This is a genomic window from Micromonospora sp. NPDC000442 (assembly GCF_042898635.1).
Lineage (GTDB): Bacteria > Actinomycetota > Actinomycetes > Mycobacteriales > Micromonosporaceae > Micromonospora.
Map to the genome: position 1 here is coordinate 261,165 of NZ_JBIAYZ010000009.1, position 20,204 is coordinate 281,368.

General features: G+C 72.0%; 14 protein-coding genes and 1 pseudogene. 7 read left to right on the forward strand and 8 right to left on the reverse strand.

Features of this window, described 5'->3' with window-relative positions; genetic code table 11:
- Positions 1 to 21: 21 nt before the first annotated feature.
- The 6 genes and pseudogenes from narI to ACFY2A_RS17400 form a co-directional block, all read right to left on the reverse strand.
- Positions 22 to 783, reverse strand: a complete 762-nt coding sequence (gene narI, locus ACFY2A_RS17375; RefSeq protein ID WP_387172693.1) for a respiratory nitrate reductase subunit gamma — start codon at positions 781 to 783, stop codon at positions 22 to 24.
- Positions 780 to 1,403 (reverse strand): nitrate reductase molybdenum cofactor assembly chaperone, encoded by a 624-nt coding sequence (gene narJ, locus ACFY2A_RS17380; protein WP_387172695.1) that lies wholly within the window; start codon positions 1,401 to 1,403, stop codon positions 780 to 782. The genes narI and narJ overlap by 4 nt, the downstream gene beginning before the upstream one ends.
- Complete coding sequence (narH, locus tag ACFY2A_RS17385; protein ID WP_387172698.1) at positions 1,400 to 3,130, reverse strand: nitrate reductase subunit beta; 1,731 nt, start codon at positions 3,128 to 3,130, stop codon at positions 1,400 to 1,402. Before narH ends, narJ begins: the two co-directional genes overlap by 4 nt.
- Positions 3,130 to 6,795, reverse strand: a complete 3,666-nt coding sequence (locus ACFY2A_RS17390; protein ID WP_387172700.1) for a nitrate reductase subunit alpha — start codon at positions 6,793 to 6,795, stop codon at positions 3,130 to 3,132. The genes narH and ACFY2A_RS17390 overlap by 1 nt, the downstream gene beginning before the upstream one ends.
- 259 nt (positions 6,796 to 7,054) lie before the next feature.
- A pseudogene (locus tag ACFY2A_RS17395) lies at positions 7,055 to 7,479 on the reverse strand (hemerythrin domain-containing protein).
- 171 nt (positions 7,480 to 7,650) lie between these two features.
- Positions 7,651 to 8,463: a DUF2249 domain-containing protein gene (locus ACFY2A_RS17400; RefSeq protein WP_387172702.1), complete on the reverse strand. Its 813-nt coding sequence runs from the start codon at positions 8,461 to 8,463 to the stop codon at positions 7,651 to 7,653.
- 50 nt (positions 8,464 to 8,513) lie between these two features.
- Between ACFY2A_RS17400 and ACFY2A_RS17405 the strand changes: the two genes are divergently transcribed.
- The 7 genes from ACFY2A_RS17405 to ACFY2A_RS17435 all read left to right on the forward strand — a co-directional run bounded on the left by ACFY2A_RS17405 (position 8,514) and on the right by ACFY2A_RS17435 (position 18,156).
- Positions 8,514 to 9,215: a metalloregulator ArsR/SmtB family transcription factor gene (locus ACFY2A_RS17405; RefSeq protein ID WP_093402556.1), complete on the forward strand. Its 702-nt coding sequence runs from the start codon at positions 8,514 to 8,516 to the stop codon at positions 9,213 to 9,215.
- 5 nt (positions 9,216 to 9,220) lie between these two features.
- Positions 9,221 to 10,357 (forward strand): hypothetical protein, encoded by a 1,137-nt coding sequence (locus tag ACFY2A_RS17410; protein ID WP_387172704.1) that lies wholly within the window; start codon positions 9,221 to 9,223, stop codon positions 10,355 to 10,357.
- Complete coding sequence (locus ACFY2A_RS17415; protein WP_387172706.1) at positions 10,354 to 11,595, forward strand: hypothetical protein; 1,242 nt, start codon at positions 10,354 to 10,356, stop codon at positions 11,593 to 11,595. The genes ACFY2A_RS17410 and ACFY2A_RS17415 overlap by 4 nt, the downstream gene beginning before the upstream one ends.
- On the forward strand, positions 11,592 to 12,959 hold the full coding sequence (locus ACFY2A_RS17420; RefSeq protein ID WP_387172708.1) for a multicopper oxidase domain-containing protein: 1,368 nt from the start codon (positions 11,592 to 11,594) through the stop codon (positions 12,957 to 12,959). Before ACFY2A_RS17415 ends, ACFY2A_RS17420 begins: the two co-directional genes overlap by 4 nt.
- Before the next feature lie 8 nt (positions 12,960 to 12,967).
- Positions 12,968 to 13,729: a YwiC-like family protein gene (locus ACFY2A_RS17425; RefSeq protein ID WP_387172781.1), complete on the forward strand. Its 762-nt coding sequence runs from the start codon at positions 12,968 to 12,970 to the stop codon at positions 13,727 to 13,729.
- 324 nt (positions 13,730 to 14,053) lie between these two features.
- Entirely contained in the window at positions 14,054 to 14,818 is a 765-nt protein-coding gene (locus ACFY2A_RS17430; RefSeq protein WP_387172710.1) for a thioesterase II family protein, read from the forward strand.
- 242 nt (positions 14,819 to 15,060) lie between these two features.
- The gene (locus ACFY2A_RS17435; protein WP_387172712.1) at positions 15,061 to 18,156 is read left to right on the forward strand and encodes a BTAD domain-containing putative transcriptional regulator; all 3,096 of its coding nucleotides are present in this window, start codon (positions 15,061 to 15,063) and stop codon (positions 18,154 to 18,156) included.
- A 33-nt stretch (positions 18,157 to 18,189) separates the two neighbouring features.
- On the opposite strand, the gene ACFY2A_RS17440 is transcribed toward ACFY2A_RS17435, so the two are convergent.
- Together ACFY2A_RS17440 and ACFY2A_RS17445 are read right to left on the reverse strand one after the other, a co-directional pair.
- Entirely contained in the window at positions 18,190 to 19,134 is a 945-nt protein-coding gene (locus ACFY2A_RS17440; RefSeq protein ID WP_387172714.1) for a hypothetical protein, read from the reverse strand.
- Between the two features lie 184 nt (positions 19,135 to 19,318).
- Positions 19,319 to 20,185 carry a hypothetical protein gene (locus ACFY2A_RS17445; RefSeq protein ID WP_387172716.1) on the reverse strand — a complete coding sequence of 289 codons (867 nt, stop codon included), beginning with the start codon at positions 20,183 to 20,185 and terminating at the stop codon, positions 19,319 to 19,321.
- Positions 20,186 to 20,204 lie beyond the last annotated feature (19 nt).

A 20,204-nucleotide genomic window follows, 5' to 3' on the forward strand; every position in this document is an offset into this window, starting at 1 on the left:
TTGGCCGGCGGCGGTGGGCGCTCAGCGGCGGGTGCGGCGGGGTTTGTGCTGCGCGCTCGGTGCCGTGGGCGGCCCTTCCCATCCGGGGCGCGACGGCCGGAGGCCGGGCCGGGTGTCGCGGCTGCGGTAGGGCACGTAGGGGCGGGTGAGGTAACCGACCGGGGCGCTGAAGGCGTGTACGAGCCGGGTGAACGGCCAGAACGCGAACAGCGCGAACGCCGCGACGATGTGGATCTGAAAACCGACCGGGACGCCGGCCATGATCTCCGGATCCGGGCTGAGGTAGAACAGCGACCGGAACCAGGGCGAGATGGTCTCGCGGTAGTCGTAGCCGTCACCGAGCACGTTGGCCCGGAGCGTGCTCCACAGACCGACGATGATGACGGCGGCGAGCACGGCGTACATCGCCTTGTCGTTCTTGGTGGTGGCGGCGAAGACCGGCCCGGTGAGGCGGCGGCGGGCGATGAGGATCGCCATGCCGATCAGCGTGCAGAAGCCGGCGACGGTGCCGATGAACACGGCCATCAGGTGATAGGTGTGCTCGGTGATGCCCACGGCCTCGGTCCACGACTTGGGCACCAGCAGCCCGCCGATATGCCCGATCAGGACCATCAAGATGCCGAAGTGGAACATCGGGCTGCCCCAGCGCAGCACCGCCGACTCGTACAGCTGCGACGAGCGGGTCGTCCAGCCGAACTTGTCGTATCGGTAACGCCAGATCAACCCACCCACCATGATCGCGATGGCGAGGTAGGGGTAGACCACCCACAGCAGGACGTTCACCGGCGACCTCCGGTGGTGTCGACGAGCCCGAACGGTTCGAGGCCCACCTGTTCGGTGGGCGGGCCCGTGCGGGCGAGCTGGGCGGCGGCTCTCACCTCCGCAGGTCCGGCGGCGGGCAGCACCGCGCGCACCGCATCCACCGCATGCCGGTAGACCGACTTCTCCCTGGCCAGCGACTCGGTGAGCAGGTCCAGGCCGACCCGGTTGTCACGCAGCAGCCGCCACCCTGCGCCGTCGACGGCGGCCAGATCGAGCACCGCGGGCAGGTAGTCGGGCAGTTCGCCGTCGATCACCTCCACGCCCGCAGCCTTGTAGGCGGCGGTGAATCCCACCAGGGCCTCACCGCGCTTGCGGGTGTCGCCGCAGGTGTAGTAGGTCAGGTGCAGCGCGCACCGGCGGCGGAAGTCGAACAGTTCCACATACTCCGCGGCGAGCCGGGTGGGGTCACCGTCGCGGCGGTGCACGGCTACCGGACGCAGGTGCCGGGCCACGGTGTCGGGCAGTTCGTCGAGGGCCGCGAGCAGCGTCGGCAGCACGTCGAGGGTGTCGGTGTCGGGATAGCGCAACAGCAGCGAGGCGGCCCGGGCCGCGGCGGCACGCCAGAGGGGCGTGGTGGTCATCGTGCGCTCCCGTCGGTGTCGATCACACCGGGCTCGTCGATGCCCGCGCCACCGGTCGACGTGTCCCGGCGGGGCGGGAAGAGACCGGCGGGCCGGCCCTTGCCGTCCCAGTTGAGCAGGTTGACCCGGCGCGGTTCGTCGCCCGGGTCGGTGAAGCTGTCCGAGGTCTGGCGTTCCCGCAGCATGTGGAAGGTCTCGACCTGGATCGGCGCGGGGGTGCCGGACGACTCACCGAAGGGGCCTTGCCCGTACGGGCCACCGCCACCCATCCCGGGCCCACCCTCGTAGTCGAGGCTGCACTCGGTGCCAAGCTGTTCCAGACGGTGCGCGTCCTCGGCGTGGGCGGCCGGAATGACGTAACGCTCGTCGTACTTGGCGATGGCCAGCAGACGGTACATGTCGTCCATCTGCGCACCGGTCATGCCGACGGCGGCGGCGAGGGACTCGTCGCGGGGCTCCCCGAGGTTGATCCGGCGCTGGTAGGCGCGCATGGCGGCGAGGCGGTTGAGCACCGCCCGCACCGGGGCGGTGTCGCCGGCGGTGAACAGCCCGGCCAGGTACTCCAGCGGGATGCGCAACGCGTCGACGGCGCCGAACAGGTTACCCATGTCCTCGCCGTCGTGGCCGGTGTCGCGCAGCACGTCGACGACCGGGGACAGCGGCGGGATGTACCAGACCATCGGCATGGTCCGGTACTCCGGGTGCAGCGGCAGGGCCACCTCGTAGCGCATGATCAGATCCCAGATCGGGGATCGTTGCGCCGCCTCGATCCAGTCGTCGGGGATGTCCGCCTGCCGGGCGGCGGCCACGACGGCGGGGTCGTGCGGGTCGAGGAAGACCGAGCGTTGGGCGGCGTACAGGTCGTGTTCGTCCTTGACCGCTGCGGCGGCCGCCACGGCATCGGCGTCGTAGAGCATCAGGCCGAGGTAGCGCAGCCGCCCGACGCACGTCTCGGAGCAGATGGTGGGCTGGCCGATCTCGATACGCGGGAAGCAGAACGTGCACTTCTCCGCCTTGCCGGTGCGGTGGTTGAAGTACACCTTCTTGTAGGGGCAGCCGGTGACGCACATCCGCCAGCCCCGGCACCGGTCCTGGTCGACCAGGACGATGCCGTCCTCGCTGCGTTTGTAGATTGCCCCGGACGGGCAGGACGCGGCGCAGGACGGGTTGAGGCAGTGCTCGCAGATGCGCGGCAGGAAGAACAGGAAGGCGTTCTCGTACTCTTCGCGTACCCGGTCGGACACCTGCCGCAGCACCGGGTCACCTGCGGCGATCTCGTTGCCGCCCGCGAGTGAGTCGTCCCAGTTCGCACTCCACCTGATCTTCGTGTCCTCGCCGGTCAACAGCGACTTCGGTCGGGCCACCGGGATGTCGTCGCCGGCCGGCGCGGTCAGCAGGTGCTCGTAGTCGTACGTCCAGGGCTCGTAGTAGTCCTGCATCGACGGCAGCTTCGGGTTGGCGAAGATGCTGAACAGCTTCTTCACCCGTCCGCCGGATCGGGGCTTGAGCCGCCCGGAGCGGGTCCGCACCCACCCGCCCTGCCACTGCTGCTGATCCTCGTAGGTGCGCGGATAGCCCTGGCCGGGCCGGGACTCGACGTTGTTGAACCAGACGTACTCCACCCCCGACCGGTTCGTCCACGCCTGCTTGCACGTCACCGAGCAGGTGTGGCAGCCGATGCACTTGTCGAGGTTCATCACCATCGCCATCTGCGCCATCACCCGCATCAGTACTGCACCTCCTGGGAACGGCGGCGGATCACGGTGACCTCGTCGCGCTGGTTGCCGGTGGGACCGAGGTAGTTGAACGCGAACGACAGCTGGGCGTACCCGCCGATCAGGTGGGTGGGTTTGACAAGCAGTCGGGTCAGCGAGTTGTGGATGCCCCCGCGGCGACCGGTCCGCTCGGTCTTCGGCACGTCGATGACCCGCTCCTGGGCGTGGTACATGTACACCGTGCCCTCGGGCATCTTGTGCGTCACCACGGCGCGGCAGACGACCACACCGTTGCGGTTGACCGCCTCGATCCAGTCGTTGTCGCGTACGCCGATCTTCGCCGCGTCGGCCTCGCTCATCCACATCGTCGGACCGCCCCGCGACAGCGTCAGCATGAGCAGGTTGTCCTGGTACTCGGAGTGGATGGACCACTTCGAGTGCGGGGTCAGGTACCGCAGGGTGATCTCCAGCTCGCCGTGCGGGCCGAGCCGCGGCTCGCCGAACAGCCGGTGCATGTCCAGCGGCGGCCGGAAGATCGGCAGGGACTCCCCGGCCTCGTGCATCCAGTCGTGGTCGAGGAAGAAGTGCTGCCGGCCGGTGAGCGTGTGCCACGGCTTGCGCCGCTCGGTGTTGATGGTGAACGGCGAGTACCGCCGGCCGCCGTGCTCACTGCCGGACCACTCCGGGCTGGTGATCACCGGCACCGGCCGCGACTGGGTGTCGGCGAAGGTGATCTGCTTGCCCTCGTGCTCGGCGGCCAGGTCGGCCAGCACCACGCCGGTACGCTTCTCCACGTCGTGGAATCCGGCCGTGGCCACCCTGCCGTTGGTGGTGCCGGACAACGCGAGGATCGTCTCGCACGCATGCACGTCCCGGGCCAGCGACGGACGGCCGTCGGCGACGCCGCCGCGCACCGTGCCGTTCTTGCGACGCAGGTACTCGATCTCGGGGGTCACGTCGGTGTGCACGCCCTTGCCGGTGGTGCCGAGCGTGTCCAGCAGCGGACCCAGGGCGGCGAGCTTGTCGGCGACGGCGGCGTAGTCGCGTTCGACGATCACGAGCTTCGGCATGGTGCGGCCGGGCACCGGCATCTCACCGGTACGGGCCCAGTCCCGCACCACCCCGTGCGGGGTGGCCATGGCGTCCGGGGTGTCGTGCAGCAGCGGCGCCGCCACGATGTCCTTGCGTACGCCCAGGTGGGGACCGGCCATGGCGGAGAAGGCGCGGGCGATGCCGTGGAAGGCGTCGAAGTCGGTGCGGGTCTGCCAGGGCGGGTTGATCGCCGGGGTGAACGCGTGCACGAACGGGTGCATGTCGGTGCTGTTGAGGTCGTGCTTCTCGTACCAGGTCGCCGCCGGCAGGACCACGTCGGAGAAGAGCGTCGTGGACGTCATCCGGAAGTCCAGGCTCAGCAGCAGGTCCAGCTTCCCCTCCGGCGCCTCGTCCGGCCAGACCACGTCCTGCGGCCGCAGGCCCGGCTCGGCCTCGGTGGCACGCAGGTTGGAGTCGGTGCCGAGCAGGTGGCGCAGGAAGTACTCGTTGCCCTTCGCCGAGGAGCCGAGCAGGTTCGCCCGCCACACCGTCAGCACCCGCGGCCAGTTCTGCGGCGCGTCCGGATCGGTGCAGGCGAACCTGAGCCGCCCCTCGTGCAGGGACCTCGCGACGTACCCGGCCGGGTCGTCGGGTTGCGCGGCCAACGCCTCGTCGGCCAGGTCGAGCGGGCTGCGGTCGAACGTCGGCATCGACGGCATCCAACCCAGCCGCGCCGACTGGGCCAACAGGTCCATCGTGTGCTTGCCGTCGAACAGGCCGGTGCCGGTCGGCGAGGACACCGTGTCGGCGGAGTACGTGTCGTAACGCCACTGGTCGGTGTGGACGTACCAGAAGGCGGTACCGATCATCTGCCGCGGCGGGCGCACCCAGTCCAGCCCGAACGCCAGGTTGGCCCAGCCGGTCACCGGGCGGCACTTCTCCTGCCCCACGTAGTGCGCCCAGCCACCACCGTTCACCCCCTGGCAGCCGGTGAGCGTCACCAGCGCGAGGATCGCCCGGTAGGTGGTGTCCGAGTGGAACCAGTGGTTCGTGCCCGCACCGAGCAGGATCATCGACCGGCCGCCGGAACGCTCGGCGTTGTCGGCGAACTCCCGCGCCACCCGGGCCACCTGCGCCGCCGGCACACCGGTGATCGGCTCCTGCCACGCCGGGGTGTACGGCACTTCGGCGTCGTCGTAGCCGGCCGGCCACTGCCCCGGCAGACCGTCACGGGCCACCCCGTACTGCGCCAGCAGGAGGTCGTAGACGCTTGTGACGAGCTTGCCCGCCACCGTGCGGGTGGGCACGCCGCGACGCAGCACCTGTGGCGTGTCGGTGTCGAAGCGCGGCAGCGCCACCTCCACCGCGTCGCCCGCCCCCAGGCAGGTCAACGCCGGTTGCAGGTCACCCAGGTCGAGATTCCACTGGCCGGCCTGCTCCTGCCAGCGGTGCCCCAGCGAGCCGCGCGGCACCGCGACCTCGTCGGTCACCGAGTCCCACAGCACCGGCTTGAACGCGTCCTCCGTGCCCTGCCCGCCGAGGTCGGCCGCGGTAAGGAACTTCCCCGGCCGGTACGACCCGTCGGCGGCCTGTTCGAGCGTGATGAGGAACGGCAGGTCGGTGAAGGTGCGGACGTAGTCGACGAAGCGGGGGGTGCGCCGGTCGACGAAGAACTCCTTGAGCATCACGTGGCCCATCGCCATGGCCAGCGCGCCGTCGGTGCCCGGCTGGGCGGGCATCCACTCGTCGGCGAACTTGACGTTGTCGGCGAAGTCCGGGCTGACCACGATCACCTTTTGGCCGCGGTAGCGGGCCTCGGCCATCCAGTGGGCGTCCGGCGTACGGGTGACCGGGACGTTGGAGCCCCACATGACGAAGTAGGAGGCGTCCCACCAGTCGCCGGACTCGGGCACGTCGGTCTGGTCGCCGAACACCTGCGGCGAGGCGACCGGCAGGTCGGCGTACCAGTCGTAGAACGACAGCATGGAACCGCCGAGCAGCGACAGAAACCGCGCGCCCGTCGCGTGGGACACCATCGACATGGCCGGGATCGGCGAGAAACCGGCGACCCGGTCCGGGCCGTACCGCTTGATCGTGTGCACGTGCGCGGCGGCGATCATCTCCTGGGCCTCGTCCCAGCTGACCCGCACCAGACCGCCCTTGCCGCGGGCCCGCTGGTACCGGCGGCGCCGCTCGGGGTCACCCTGGATGTCGGCCCACGCCGCGACCGGGTCACCGAGCCGCTGCTTGGCCTCGCGGTACATCTCCACCAGCACACCGCGCGCGTACGGATAACGCACCCGGGTCGGCGAGTACGTGTACCAGGAGAACGCGGCGCCGCGCGGGCAGCCACGCGGCTCGTACTCCGGCCTGTCCGGCCCCACGCTGGGATAGTCGACCTGCTGTTGCTCCCAGGTGATGATGCCGTCCTTGACGTACACCTTCCACGAGCACGAGCCGGTGCAGTTGACGCCGTGGGTGGAGCGCACCACCTTGTCGTACGACCAGCGGTCGCGGTAGAACGCGTCCGCCTCACGACCGCCGATCTGATACAGGGCCCGGCCGTCCGGCGACACCTCCGCCCGGCGGACCAGCCCTCCGACCGCCAACAGTGCCCGACTCGCGTGCTCCCCAGTGCCCGCCATGCGCCTCATTCCCTCGGTCGTGACCTTGATCCCACGTTCGTATCTCTGCCATCTCGCCACAACCCCCGAACCTGGGACCGCGGACCATCACATCGTGATGTCGGCGCCCGCCGCCCGGGCCAAAGGTCCCGATGCGGCAAGGTCGACCGGATTCGCCGCACCGGCGCCCGGTGAGCGGCGCAGACCGTCCACGTTCGATGGCCGCGGCTTGGTGGTGGGTGGCGTCGCCAACCCCGACCAGGTCGTGTTCCACCGTTGGCTACCTGCCGGTGAGGCGGTCCCAGGCCGGAATCGGCAGGGCGATGACCGCGGCCGGGAACAGGCCGTGCTCCTCGTTGTCGATGTGTCGGCGCAATCGGTCCAAGGCGGCCAGCACCGTCGGCCAGTCCGGCGCCGCGCGGTCGAAGGTACCGAGGACGCCGTGGATGTCGTCGTGCTCGTCGCACAACCGGTCCACGGCTTCGGTGAGGCTGCCCTCGGCGCGCAGCTCGACGAACAGGCCACGTTCCTCGGTGTCGGTGTGCGGCATCAGCAGCGCGAGCAGCTCGTCGAGGAGGGCGACGGCGTCAGCCCCGCCGGAGGTGATCGCCGTCCGGAGCCGCCCCGCGGCGTTCGCGATCGCCTCGTGCTCGACGCTCAGTTGACCGATCAACGGAACTCCCGGCAACCGCAGTAGTTGCACATGATCGATCTCCTGACGGTGATGTGGTGATACATCCAGCTTGCCCCGGTAGAAACTCGGGCGAGTAGGGCCGTTGGGCCCGTGCCGCGGCAGGGGCCGCCGGCCGCGACGTCGATCAATGCCGCGGCGCCGGGGCGGTTGTGTGCCCACCCCGGCGTCGGCCATCGACACGCTCAGGCCGCGACGGACAGCCGGTGCAGGCGGATCTGCCAGACGTCCGGACCGTCCTGCAACCACTCGGCGGTCACCTGCCCGACGAAATGGGAATCGATCTCGGCCAGCAGGGGCCGGGGCGCATGCGGGGCGACCAGAACCAGCGCGGCGTCGGCGGGCAGGGCGTCGATGGCGGCGAGAACTCGGGCGTGACGCTCCCCGTGGGGCAGATCCCGCACGTCGAGCCGGGGATCGATGCTCAGCAGCGGAGCATCCACCTCCACGCTGGCGGCATCGCCGCCGCAGCCGCAGCCACCGCCACCGCCACCGCAGCCACCCGTAGACGAGCCGGTCTCGGCACCGATGAGTTCGTGCATGCCGTCGAGCAGCCCGGCCAGGGACAACGATTCGTCGGCGACCAGCAGGGGCACCACAAGGTCGTTCTCCTTGGCCAGGTGGGTGGCGAACACCGCCTGCAACGCGCGGGCCGTCGCCGCCGCCGTCGTCGGAGAGGCGGTCGCCGTCAGCTCGGTGACCAGCGCCGTGATGGCGCGATGCTCGCCGAGCATTCCCTGCACCAGCAGCTCGCCCGCCGGCAGACCGGCAGCGGCCGGATACAGGCCCGCCTCCTCGGCGTACGCGTGTGGCAGCAGCTCGCCGTGCAACCAGGCCACCAACTCGTCGCGGCGCAACCACACCTGCTCGGTGACACCGGCATCGACGGCATCGACCAGGCGCGTCACGTGGTTGGTCAGCGCTGCGGACAGCTCGCTGTGGTGACGGACCACCGCACGCGCGGCCCGCTCGTCGGCGACACGATCCAGCTGTGACATGAGACCCTCCGAGGGTTTCTACGTCGTTTGACGTTGTAACGTTATGCATCGTGGAAACTCCGCGTAAAGGCCCCAGCGGGGAGACGATCGACACTCCTCGTCACCGTGCTCTGGGTTCGACCAGCCGGGTGTCGATCCTGCGGCTGGTACGGGCCGCCGAGGGCGGCGTCACCGCCGCCGAGGTGGCCGCCCGCACCGGGCAGCACTTGTCCACCACCCGCGCCCACCTGGACCGGCTCACCAAGGCCGGGCTTCTGGTCAAGGCCCGCGCCAGCGGCGGCCTGCCGGGTCGTCCGGCGTGGCGGTACCGGGCGGCGGCGGCCGATCCCGCCCCGGCCACCTACCGTGACCTGGCGGCTGCCCTGCTGGGACACCTGTCCCGCAGCGGCGGCGACGTCAAGGCCACCGCAGCCCAGGTGGGCCAGGACTGGGGTCGGCAGTTGGCCGCCGCGGCACCGCCTGGCGACGACCCGGTGGACACCGTCCTGGCGGTCCTGAACGGCCTGGGTTTCAGCCCGCGACGCCAGCCCACCACCGACGACGGTGCCGGAACGGAAGTACACCTGCTGACCTGCCCGTTCCTGGAGCTGGTGGGCCAGAACCCCGACGCGATGTGCGGCCTGCACCTCGGCGTCGTCCGGGGAGCCCTGCGGCACGACGACGCGCCGGACACACCGGTGGTGCTGGAACCCTTCGGCGCCCCCGCGGCATGCGTCGTGAGACTGCCCACGACGAGGCGAACGGCCGGGTAACGGTCGTGAGCCTCCCCGCCTCGATGCCCGTCCGGTGGCGGCTACCCGCCTTCGCCACCGCCGCCGTCGCGCTGCTGTCCGGCCTGTACGCGGGCCTGCTGCTGCTCGGCACGCCGGTTCCCACCCCGCCGGTCGCGGTGGACCAGGTGCACGGACCGCTTATGGTCCTCGGTTTCGTCGGCACGCTGATCGCGCTGGAACGCGCGGTCGCACTCGGCGCCCGCTGGGCGCTGCTCGCCCCCACCTGTTCCGGGCTCGGCGGTCTCGCGATGGTCGCCACCGGACCGAGCCTGGCCGGCAAGGCGCTGCTCATGTCCGCGTCGGTGGTCCTGATCGGGATCTACCGGGCGCTGTGGCGCCGCCAGCCCAGCGCCGCTCTGCTCGCCCAGGCCACCGGCGCGTTCGCCTGGTACGCGGCCACACTGCTGTGGCTGGCCGGCTACCCGGTCGCCGAGACCGTGCCGTGGCTGGCCACCTTCGTCGTGGCCACCATCGCCGGCGAACGCCTTGAGCTGGCGCACGTCGCACTGCACCACCCGTACGCCGAGCGGTGGTTCCTCACCGCGCTGGCCGCCCTGCTGGCCGGAGCCACGGCGACCACGCTGTGGCCGATGACCGGCCCCCATCTGCTGGGTGCGGGCGTCCTCGCCGTCACGGCCTGGCTCGCCGTCTTCGACGTCGCCCGCCACACCGTCCGGGCGCGGGCCCTCCCCCGCTACGTCGCCGTGGGTCTGCTGTCCGGTTACGGGTGGCTGGCCCTGGCCGGCGTGCTGTGGGCCGGTGCCGGACCGGCGACCGACGGCCCCCGGTACGACGCCACGCTGCACGCGGTCTTTCTCGGCTTCGTCATGTCCATGATCTTCGTACACGCGCCGGTGATCCTGCCCGCGGTGCTGCGCCGGCCCCTGCCGTACCACCGGATGCTCTATCCGCCCCTCGCCGTGCTGCACGCCTCGCTGCTGGTACGCGTCGGCCTCGGCGACGCCGCCGGCATGGCGCAGGTGTGGCGCTGGGCCGGAGTCGCCAACGTGGCCGCCGTGCTCGGCTTCGCCGGCTGCGCCGTCACCCTGTCACTACGACACGGAAGGTTGTCGCCGACGCCGACGCCGGTCCGGCACCGCATCCCGGCGGGTGTGTCGTGAGCACCATCGTGGCCGGCGATCAGGCTCCGGCCAGCGGCAGCGGCCCCACCGGCCGCGCGATCTGGCACCGCCGCGTCGGCATGCTGCCCCTGGCGTACCTGGTCGCACTCGTCGCCGTCGCGCTCACCCACCCGGTCCTGCCGGCCTGGCGGTGGCTCGGCATGCACCTGCTGCTGCTCGGTGTCGCCACCAACGCCATCGTGATCTGGAGCGCCCACTTCACCAGCGCCGTGCTGCGCTGCCCACCACCGGCCAGCCGCCACGGCGACGGCATCCGGCTCACCGTGCTCAACCTCGGCGTGGCCGGAGTGCTCGCCAGCGGTGTCGTCGACCAGCCGTGGATCGGCGTCGTCGGCGCCGGCCTGGTGTTCGCCGCGGTCGCGGCACACCTGGTGTGGCTGGTCGCGCGGCTGCGCGCGGCGCTGCCCGCCCGCTTCGCCGTAGCGGTGCACCACTACCTGGCCGCCACCGGCGCCCTGCTGGTCGGGATCCCGGTCGGCGCCTGGATGCTCGTCGTCGACGACGACAGCCGGCCACGACTGCTGCTGTTCCACGCGCACGTCAACCTGCTGGGCTGGGTGACGTTGACCGTGCTGGGCACCCTGCTCACCCTGTGGCCCACAGTGCTGCGTACCCGCATGGCCGACGGTGCCGCCACCGCGGCCCGGCGAGGGTTGCCGGTCGCGGTCGCCGGACTCACGGCTGTCAGCACCGGCGTGTTGGCCTGGTGGCCGCTGCTGGCCGTCGGTGGGCTGGCGCTGATCGCCACGGCCGTCCTGCTCACCGCGGTGCCGGCCGCACAGGCCGCCCGGCGCAAGACCCCGGCCTCATTCCCGAGTTGGTCCATCACGGCCGCCGCCGGTTGGCTGGTCGTCGCGCTCGGCGTCGACGCCTGGACACTGCTGTCCGCGTCCGACCCGGCCGTGGCAGCGGACCGCTTTTCCGCCGTGCTCGTGCCGTTCCTCATCGGCTTCGTCGGCCAGGTTCTCCTCGGTGCCCTGGCGTACCTGCTGCCCGTGGCGCTCGGTGGCGGACCGGCCCTGGTACGCGAGCGCACCGAACGGCTCGACCGTCACTGGCCGCAGCGCGTCGCCACGACCAACGCCGCCCTGGCCGTCTTCGTCCTGGCGGTACCCCCCTACGTACGGATCACCACCTCGCTGCTCCTGCTCGCCGCCCTGCTGCAGTTCCTCGTGCCCGCTGTGCACGTCCTGCTCGCCTCCCGGAGACAACCGTGACACCACCTGTCGCCACACCCCCACCGGCGCGCCCGCTCGGCGGCGTGGCGGTCGGGCTCGCCCTGGTCCTGCTGGCCGTCCTGGTCGGCGTGGCCGCCGAACGCGCCACCGCACCAGCCACCAACACCGCTGCGGCGGCCGACGTGACCCCCACCGGGCGGACCACCACCGTCGCCGTCACCGCCGACGGCATGCGTTTCCAACCCGACCGCATCACCGTTCCCGCCGGGGACCGGCTGGTCATCGAACTGACCAACAACGACCAACGCCGCCACGATCTCGTCCTGGCGACCGGCGCCAAGACCGCCATCCTCGCCCGCAACGGCACCACCCGCCTGGATGCCGGCATCATCGGCGCCACCGTGGAGGGATGGTGCTCGCTGCCCGGGCACCGCCGGGCCGGCATGACCCTGACCATCACCACCACGGCGACACCGACCGGGACCGACAGCCACACCGGGCACGCCGCACCGACCACGGAGCCGGCTCCCGCACCGGTCATCGACGCGATGGCGGAGCCCACGGCCGGCTTCACCGCCCACGACGCCACCGCCCCGCCCGTCCCGACCGGCCGGGTCCACCACGTCGAACTGCGCGTGCGGGAGGTCGTGCGGGAGGTCGCACCCGGCGTCCGGCAGCAACTGTGGACGTTCAACGGAACGTCGCCCGGGCCGGTGCTGCGCGGTCGCGTCGGCGACACCTTCGACGTCACCCTCATCAACGACGGCACCATCGACCACGGCGTCGACTTCCACGCCGGTGCCCTCGCCCCCGACCGACCCATGCGGCCGATCGACCCCGGCGAGCGGCTCACCTACCGGTTCACCGCCACCAAGGCCGGCATCTGGATGTACCACTGCTCGACGATGCCGATGCTGCACCACATCGGCAACGGCATGTACGGCGCGGTTATCATCGACCCACCCGACCTGCCCGCCGTCGACCACGAATACGTGCTCGTGCAGTCCGAGTTCCATCTCGGCCCCGACAGCGAACCCGGCGACCTGGCCAAGATGCAGGCCGAACGACCGGACGCGGTGGTCTTCAACGGCTACGTCTCCCAGTACGCGCACCGGCCGTTGACCGCCGGGGCCGGCGACCGGGTCCGCATCTGGCTGCTCAACGCCGGCCCGAACCGCTCCAGCGCCTTCCACGTCGTCGGCGCCCAGTTCGACACCATCTACGCCGAGGGCGGCTGGCGACTGCGGCCGGACGACCCCGGGGCGGCCCAGGTGCTGGACCTCGCGCCCGCCGCCGGCGGCTTCGTCGAGACCGTCCTGCCCGAACCGGGACGGTTTCCCTTCGTCACCCATGCCATGGTCGACGCCGAACGCGGCGCCCGCGGCGTGATCGAGGTGCGGTGACCAGGCCCATGACCACTCCCGTACGCCGCACCGCCAGGTCCACCGCCGTCCGGCCGCGGCCTCGCAGGCTCCGACAGTTCGTTCCGCCTCAGCACGGTGCCTGGGCGATGCTGCTCGTACCGTGGCTCGCCGCGGTCCTCACCGTCGGACTTCACTGGCCGCACCTGCCCCTGCTCGGTGCCTGGCTCACCGGCTACCTGCTCAGCTACTACCTGCTGCAAGCCGTCAAGACGCGCCGGCCCGGCCGGGTACGCGCCCAGCTGTGGACCTACGGCATCCCGACCGCACTGCTGGGCGGCCTCGTCCTGCTGCTCCGCCCGGAACTGCTCTGGTACGCCCCCGCCTACACCGCCCTGCTGGCCGTCAACGTCGTGCACGCGCGACGGCGGGCCGAACGTGCCCTCGGCAACGACATCGCCTCCGTCGCGCAGAGCTGCCTCATGGTCTTCGTCGTCGCCACCGCCGCCGGTCAGCCTCTCGACACGGTCGTCACCGCGTTCCTCGCCGTCGCCGCCTACTTCACCGGCACCGTGCTGTACGTCAAGACGATGATCCGCGAACGCGGCAACACCACCTACCACCGAGCCTCGGTCGGCTATCACATCGGCGCGGTCGTCCTGGCCGCCTGGCTGAGTCTCCCCCTGCTCGGCGTGTTCCTGCTTCTCCTCGTCCGCGCCGCCGTCCTACCCCGACGCCGGCTCACCCCGAAACACGTCGGCCTCATCGAGATCCTCGCCAGCATCCTCGTGCTGATCGCCAGCACGAGCTGAACCGACGATCATGCCGGCATCCGGCGGTGACTTCCCGCCCGACCGCCGTACCGCCGGCAACCCCGCACACCCGGCGTGACACAGTCGATGCGGAGAGACAGATCCACACCGGATCGCCTACACTGCCGATGCACTGCGAATCGTCGATCGTTGCCAGCGGGTGTGCCGAAAGACATCCCAGGAGCTTGAATGCCAAGCAGCAGTCTTCAGGGACTGACCGGGCCAGGCGGACACCCCGGCCGACGACCGGCTCTCTCCTCGACCAACGGTGAAAGAATCTTGCGACCACACCTCGGCCGGCCCGCGTCACCGTGGCTGGTCAAGATGACACCCGCTGCCGCGGACCCCCGGGCGAGCCTGGTCATCTGCCCGCACGCGGGCGGATCGGCCGCCGCCTACCTCAAGCTCGTCCGGGCGTACCCGTCGTGGCTGGCGACGATGGTCGTCCAGTATCCGGGGCGGGCGCACCGGATCCAGGAGCCTTACGCCCGCTCGATCGGCGAGCTTGCGGCGAACACGGCGGCGGCGATCCTGACCTGCGTCGACGGTCCGGTCGTGCTTCTCGGTCACAGCCTGGGTTCCCTCGTCGCCCTGGAGACCGCCCGCATCCTGGCGGCGGAAGGGCGAGAACCTGTGGCGCTCTACCTGTCGGGGCGGGGTGACCCGTCGGCGCCGCCCAAGGGCGGACAGCACCTGCTGGACGACACACAGTTGATCGAGCACATCTGCGCCCTCGGTGGCACGGACCGCCGGATCTTCGACGACGCGGCGATGCGCGCGCTCGCGTTAGAGGTGATCCGGGCCGACTACCGTGTCCTGTCCGCGTACCGGTACCACCGGGGCCGGCTGCTCCACTGCCCGGTGACCGTGCTCAACGGCGCGGAGGATCCGGCGGTGCCGGTAGGCTCGGCCAACGCATGGGCCGAGGTCACCCGTGGCGCCTTCGCGCAACACGTGTTCCCAGGTGGACACTTCTTCATCCTGGACCACGTCGAGGCAGTCGCGGATCTGATGTCCTCCGGTCTGCTGTCGCAGCTACCGCCGGACCCAGCCGGCCGGGTCGCTCCGGTCAACGGAACGGCACTGTGACCTCGCGATCGAAGCGGTGCGTCGGAACCTCCTGCCACGGCCACAGTGCGCCGAGCGAAACGGGTCTGCGGCGCCGACGCGAGTGGTGCGTTCGTACGTCGCGCGCACCGAGGAGGACGCCACCGACGATCCCCCGGGGCATGTCGATGACACCGCGACGGCGTGGGCCCTTTGGACGGTGTTGCTGTCGGGATTGCGGGAATCGCCTTGCCCGGACGCGCCCGGCGGGACACGCTGCCGCCATGCTGGAACAGCAGCGCGGCAAGCTGTGGCTGGTGGTGGCGGCCGCCGGCTACGGCAAGACCACCGCGCTGCGCCGGCTGTTCCCCGGCCCCACCGTCCGGTGGCAGCGGGAGTGCGACGTCGACGCGTTGCTCGGCGGCGAGCTGGCGGAACTGGCCGCCGGCACCGCGCAGCTCGTTCTCGATGGGCTGCCGGCCATGCCGGAACGGACCGAGCAGGCGTTGCTGCACGCGATCGCCGGCCTGCCGGACGGCGTACGTCTGGCGCTGTCGTCGCGCTGGCCGGTGGGCTGTGCCGCGTCGTCGTGGTTGACCCGGATGGCGCCCGCGCAGCTCCGCCCGGCCGAGCTCAGCCTGACCACCGACCAGGTCGTTGAGTTATTGCACACCGAGTACGGGCTGACCGTAGCCACCCTGGCGCAGCGCGTGCACGAGATCACGGCGGGGTGGCCCGCGCTGGTCCGGCTGGTCGCCGAGACCCTGGTCGCCGAGGGCGTACCCGCCGGGCCGCTCCTGCCCGCAGTGACCGAGCCCGGAGGTCTGGTGACGGGCTACGTGACCGAGGAGGTGCTCGGCCCGCTGCCGGAGGACGTCCGGCGGTTGCTGCACGAGGTGGCCGATCTCGCGCCGGTGACGGCGGGCGTCTGCGTGGTCGCCGGCCACCCGGCGGCCGGACCACAGCTCGGCGGGCTGGTGCGTACCGGGCTACTGACCAGGGTGGGCACCGATCCCGACACCGGGCCCCGGGTGGTACCGGTGATTGCCGCGGTCGCCGGCCACGACCGGCCCCCGGTAGCGCGCCGGACGCTGCTGCGGGCGGCGACCTGGTACCGCGAGCACGGCCCGGCGTGCGCCGCCGCGTACACCTTCCGGCTCGGTGGCGACGACGCGGCGCTGGCGGCGGTGCTCGATGAGCACGGCGACCGGATGATCGCGGCCGGCCGGCCCGGCGCGACAGCCGAGTTGGTCGCCGCTCTCCCGGCCCCGCTGCGCACCCGCCGGCTGCGGCTGCTCGCCGGCGACGCGCTGCGTACCGCCGGCGACGTCGCCGCGGCGGCACGCGTGTACCAGGAGGTGGCGGCGACCGAGCCGGCGTGGGAGCCGGGCATCGCCTGGCGGATGGGCTTGATCCACTACCTGCGCGGCGACCAGCCCCGGGCCCTGGCTGACTTCGCCCGGGGCGACGAGGCTCCAGGTTGCCCCACCGATCAGGCGATGCTGCTGGCGTGGACGGCGGCGGCGACCGCCCGCAGTGGTGACGCGACGACCGGGGTGGCACACGCCTGGCGGGCCTATCGGCTCGCGGCCGAGACCGGCCGGGACAGTGCGCTGGCCACCGCACACGTCAGCCTTGCGCTCTGCCTCGGGCTCACCGGTGACCAGGTCGGCGGCGAGGAACACTACCGACTGGCGCTGGGAATCGCCGAACGCACCGGCGACCTGGTGCTGCTGGCCCGGATCCTGGTCAACCAGAGCTATCACCTCGTCGAGCAGGCCCGCTATCCGGCGGCGCTGGCGGCCGCGCAACGGGCCGCCGGGCACGCCGAGGCGGCCGGGCACGCCAACCTTTACGCGATGGCCGCCGGCACCGAGGCCGACATGCTGGCGATGCTCGGCCGGTACGACGAGGCGGCGGCGCGGTACGCCCAGGTGCTCGCCCGCCATCAGCGGATGGGTTCGCGCCGCTGCGCGGACACGTACCTGGGGCTGGCCGAGCTGCATCTCATGCGGGGCTGGCGGGAACAGTCCCGGGCCGCGTTCGTCGAAGCGGTCCGGCTGGCCGATGACAGTGACAGCCGGAAGTTGGCGGTGCGGGCGCACGCCGGGTTGGCCCGGGTGCTGCTGCCCGACGACGCGACGGCGGCTGCCCGGCACGCCGCCGAGGCGACCCGGCTGGCCACTGACGACCTCCGGGTCCCGGCGCTGCTCGCCCAGGGCTGGGTGGCGCTGGCCGGCGGCCACGCCGCACACACCGCGCGGCTCGCCGACGAGGCGCTCGACCTGGCTCGGTCCGGTGGGCTGCGGGCCGGCCTGGCCCGGGCGCTGGAGTTGCGCGCCGCCGCGGAGATCGACCCGAACCGGGCCCGCACCGCCCTGCGCGAGGCCCACGCCATCTGGGCCGACGCGTCGGCCGTGGGCGACGCGGCCCGGGCCGCACTGGCGCTGAGCCGGCTGCCCGGTGCCACCGCCGACGACCGGTTCGCCGCGCTCCTGGCCGCCGAACGCCTCGCCGCCGGCGGCGTCTCGATCGACCAGGAGGAGACGCCGCCGGACCAACCAGCCGGCCAACCTTCCACCGGCGTAGGCCGCGTCGGCGTCCTGGTCCGCACACTCGGCCGATTCGAGGTACGGGTGGCCGGCGCCGCGGTGCCGCCGTCGGCCTGGCAGTCGCGGCGGGCCCGGGACCTGCTGCGGATCCTGGTGGTGCGCCGGGGGCGACCGGTCCCCCGCAGCGAGCTGTGCGAGTTGCTCTGGCCCGACGACGATCCGAGCAGGACCGGGCACCGGCTCTCCGTGTTGCTGTCGATCGTGCGCGGGGTGCTCGACCCGGACCGGGTCTTCGCCTCGGACCATTACCTGGTGACCGACGCGGCCAGCGTCGCGCTGGACGTCACCCACCTGCGGGTCGACGTGATGGAGTTCCTCGGTGCCGTGACCCATGGCCGTCGGCTGCTCGATCGGGGTGCCCGGGCGGAAGCACGCACCATCATCGCGGCGGCCGTCCGGGACTACCGGGCGGACGTGTTCTCCGACGAGCCGTACGCCGACTGGGCCTCCGCGCTGCGAGAACAGGCGCGAGCCGCGTACGTCGCGGCGCTGCGGATGCTGGCCGACGCGCACCGGTCGGCGGGAAACGGCGGCGCCGCCGTGGACTGCCTGCTCCGCCTGCTGGAGCAGGACCCGTACGACGAGCCGGCGCACCGGATGCTGGTACGCACCCTGGTGGCGGGCGGGCAGCACGGCGAGGCGCGGCGGGCGTTCGCCCGCTACCGCACCGCGATGCGCGCCATCGGAGTACGGCCGCCGGACGAGATCATCCTGACGCCACGGGTCGGGGTACGGCCGCCTGCGACGGTCGTACCCCGGCCAGGGTGAGAGCTCAGGCGGTACCCGGCCCCACCCGATGGCTCAGTAGATGTCGTGGTCGGTGCTGTACCCGGTGACCATCCACATCTTGTCGTCGTCCGTCGAAACCCCACCGGGGGCGCGCCCCTGGGCGGACCGGCCCGCCTCGGTTCCGGCCCGCTGGACCGCCACGACGGTCGCGCGGGTCCCGTCGTCGTTGGGCATCATCGCGTCGATGAAGATGTCGGATGCGGGGGTCGGGAACGGGTCTGAGGGGTCGGGCAGCACGGTGATCTCACCGCCGACGCCGGACAGTGACGGGAATTCCCACTCCCACTCGCGCTGCACGGTCACGGTCCTCGGCGAGGACGTACCAGCCGGGCTGGTCGTGGCGAACCGTTTGTAGCGAAACACTCCGCTGTCCTCCCACGAGGCACGGCTGCCTTCCACACAGACCGCGTAGGCGACCGGGCTGGCGCCGATCAGGTGGAAGGCCGTGCGGACAGTCACGCTTGCGCCGTCGGCGTCGGGGACCAGTCCGGCCAGCGGCACCCCCGCGGGCAGGTCGAACCCGGTGCCGCTGAGCACCAGGTCGGCCGGGCAGCTCGCGGTCCGCGACCCGGCCGGGGAGACCTGGACGACCCGCGTCGTGCCGTCGTCCGACTCGCAGATGGCGGCGGCGATCACCGACCAGGGTTCCACGTGGTCCGGATACGCCTCGCCGCGTACCACGACCGAGGTCGCGCCCGGCACGATCGCGGCCAGGCGGACTCCCCCGTTGCCGTTCCTGATCCGGCCACCGGCGCCGATCAGCACCTCGTCGGACCCGCACGTCGCGGTCACGCTCTTGGGCGACGTAGTGTCGTAGGTGCTCTCGGCTCGATGCCGGTACGCGGCGTGCGCCGCCCCGGGTAGGACGAGGGTCGCGGCGACCGCGACGACCGCTGCGGCCGCCGCGACAGCGCACCGCGACCGGATGCTGGTGCCGAATGTGGTGCCCCTGCTCATGACGACTGTCCTTTCCCGCTGACGCCGCCGCGAACGGTTCGCGCGGCGCTGCCCGCAATCCTCGGCGCGCGCGTCACGGTGGCGTCATGGTGCCGCCCGCCACGCCCCGAACAGCCCCCCGATGCCTGGTCCCGCCGGTCGGCGGGACCAGGCGCTGCGCCTGAACGGGGCGGGCCGCAAACCGTTACGGGCCCCAGCAGATGACGTGGCTCTCCAGGTCCCACGGGGGCAGGTAGACCCCGTCCTCGACGGCGATCGCCTGGGCGTTGTTCTGGGCGCCGGTCGCCGTGACCCGGGTGAGCAGGACGTTGCCGGTGGCGGTGTCGGCGACCGTGGCGCCGACACCGGTGGCGAGCGCCCCGGCCGGGCAACCCGCGGACACCTGGCCCTTGGGGCTGGCGCTGTTCGCCGCCCCGGTCAGGCTGACCAGCGTGCCGGTGAGGTTCGCCGGCAGGGTGGCGCAGATGGCGTACCCGACGAGTTCCCACGGCCCGGCGAACCCGCCGGCCGCGCCCGCGGTGACCACCCCGGCGGTGAGCGCCGCGTTCGGCTCGATCCGCTGGTAGAACGCCTCACCGTTGGCGGTGCGCAGCTCCGCGCCGAGCCCGAGCAGGTCGGTGCCGGCCGGGCAGGCGGCCACCTGGTTCTTGATCGGGTCGGCGTTGCTGCCGCTCGCCGACGTGACACGCTGGTAGTTGGCGGGGGGCGGGCCCGGCACGCAGATCGCCTGCGCCACGACGTTGTACGCGCCCGCCGCAGCGCCCGGGTTGGTGTGCGCCCAGACCGTCACCGACTGGGTGGCCAGGTTCGGAATGATGTCGGTCAACGTCACGTCGCCGCCACCGCCGTCGACCGAGCCACCGCCACCGGCGAGAAACTCGCCGGCCGGACAGGTGGCCACGGCGGACTGGTTGGGAAAGGCGCCCGCCACGCTGACGTTCACCACGGTCGCCTGCGCCGGCCCCACGCCGGTGGCGACGGCCACGGCGGTGCTGGCCAGCAGCAGGCCCGCGGCACCCGAGAGCCGGGCGAGCCTGGATCGAGTACGCATCGTGCACTCCACTTCGTAC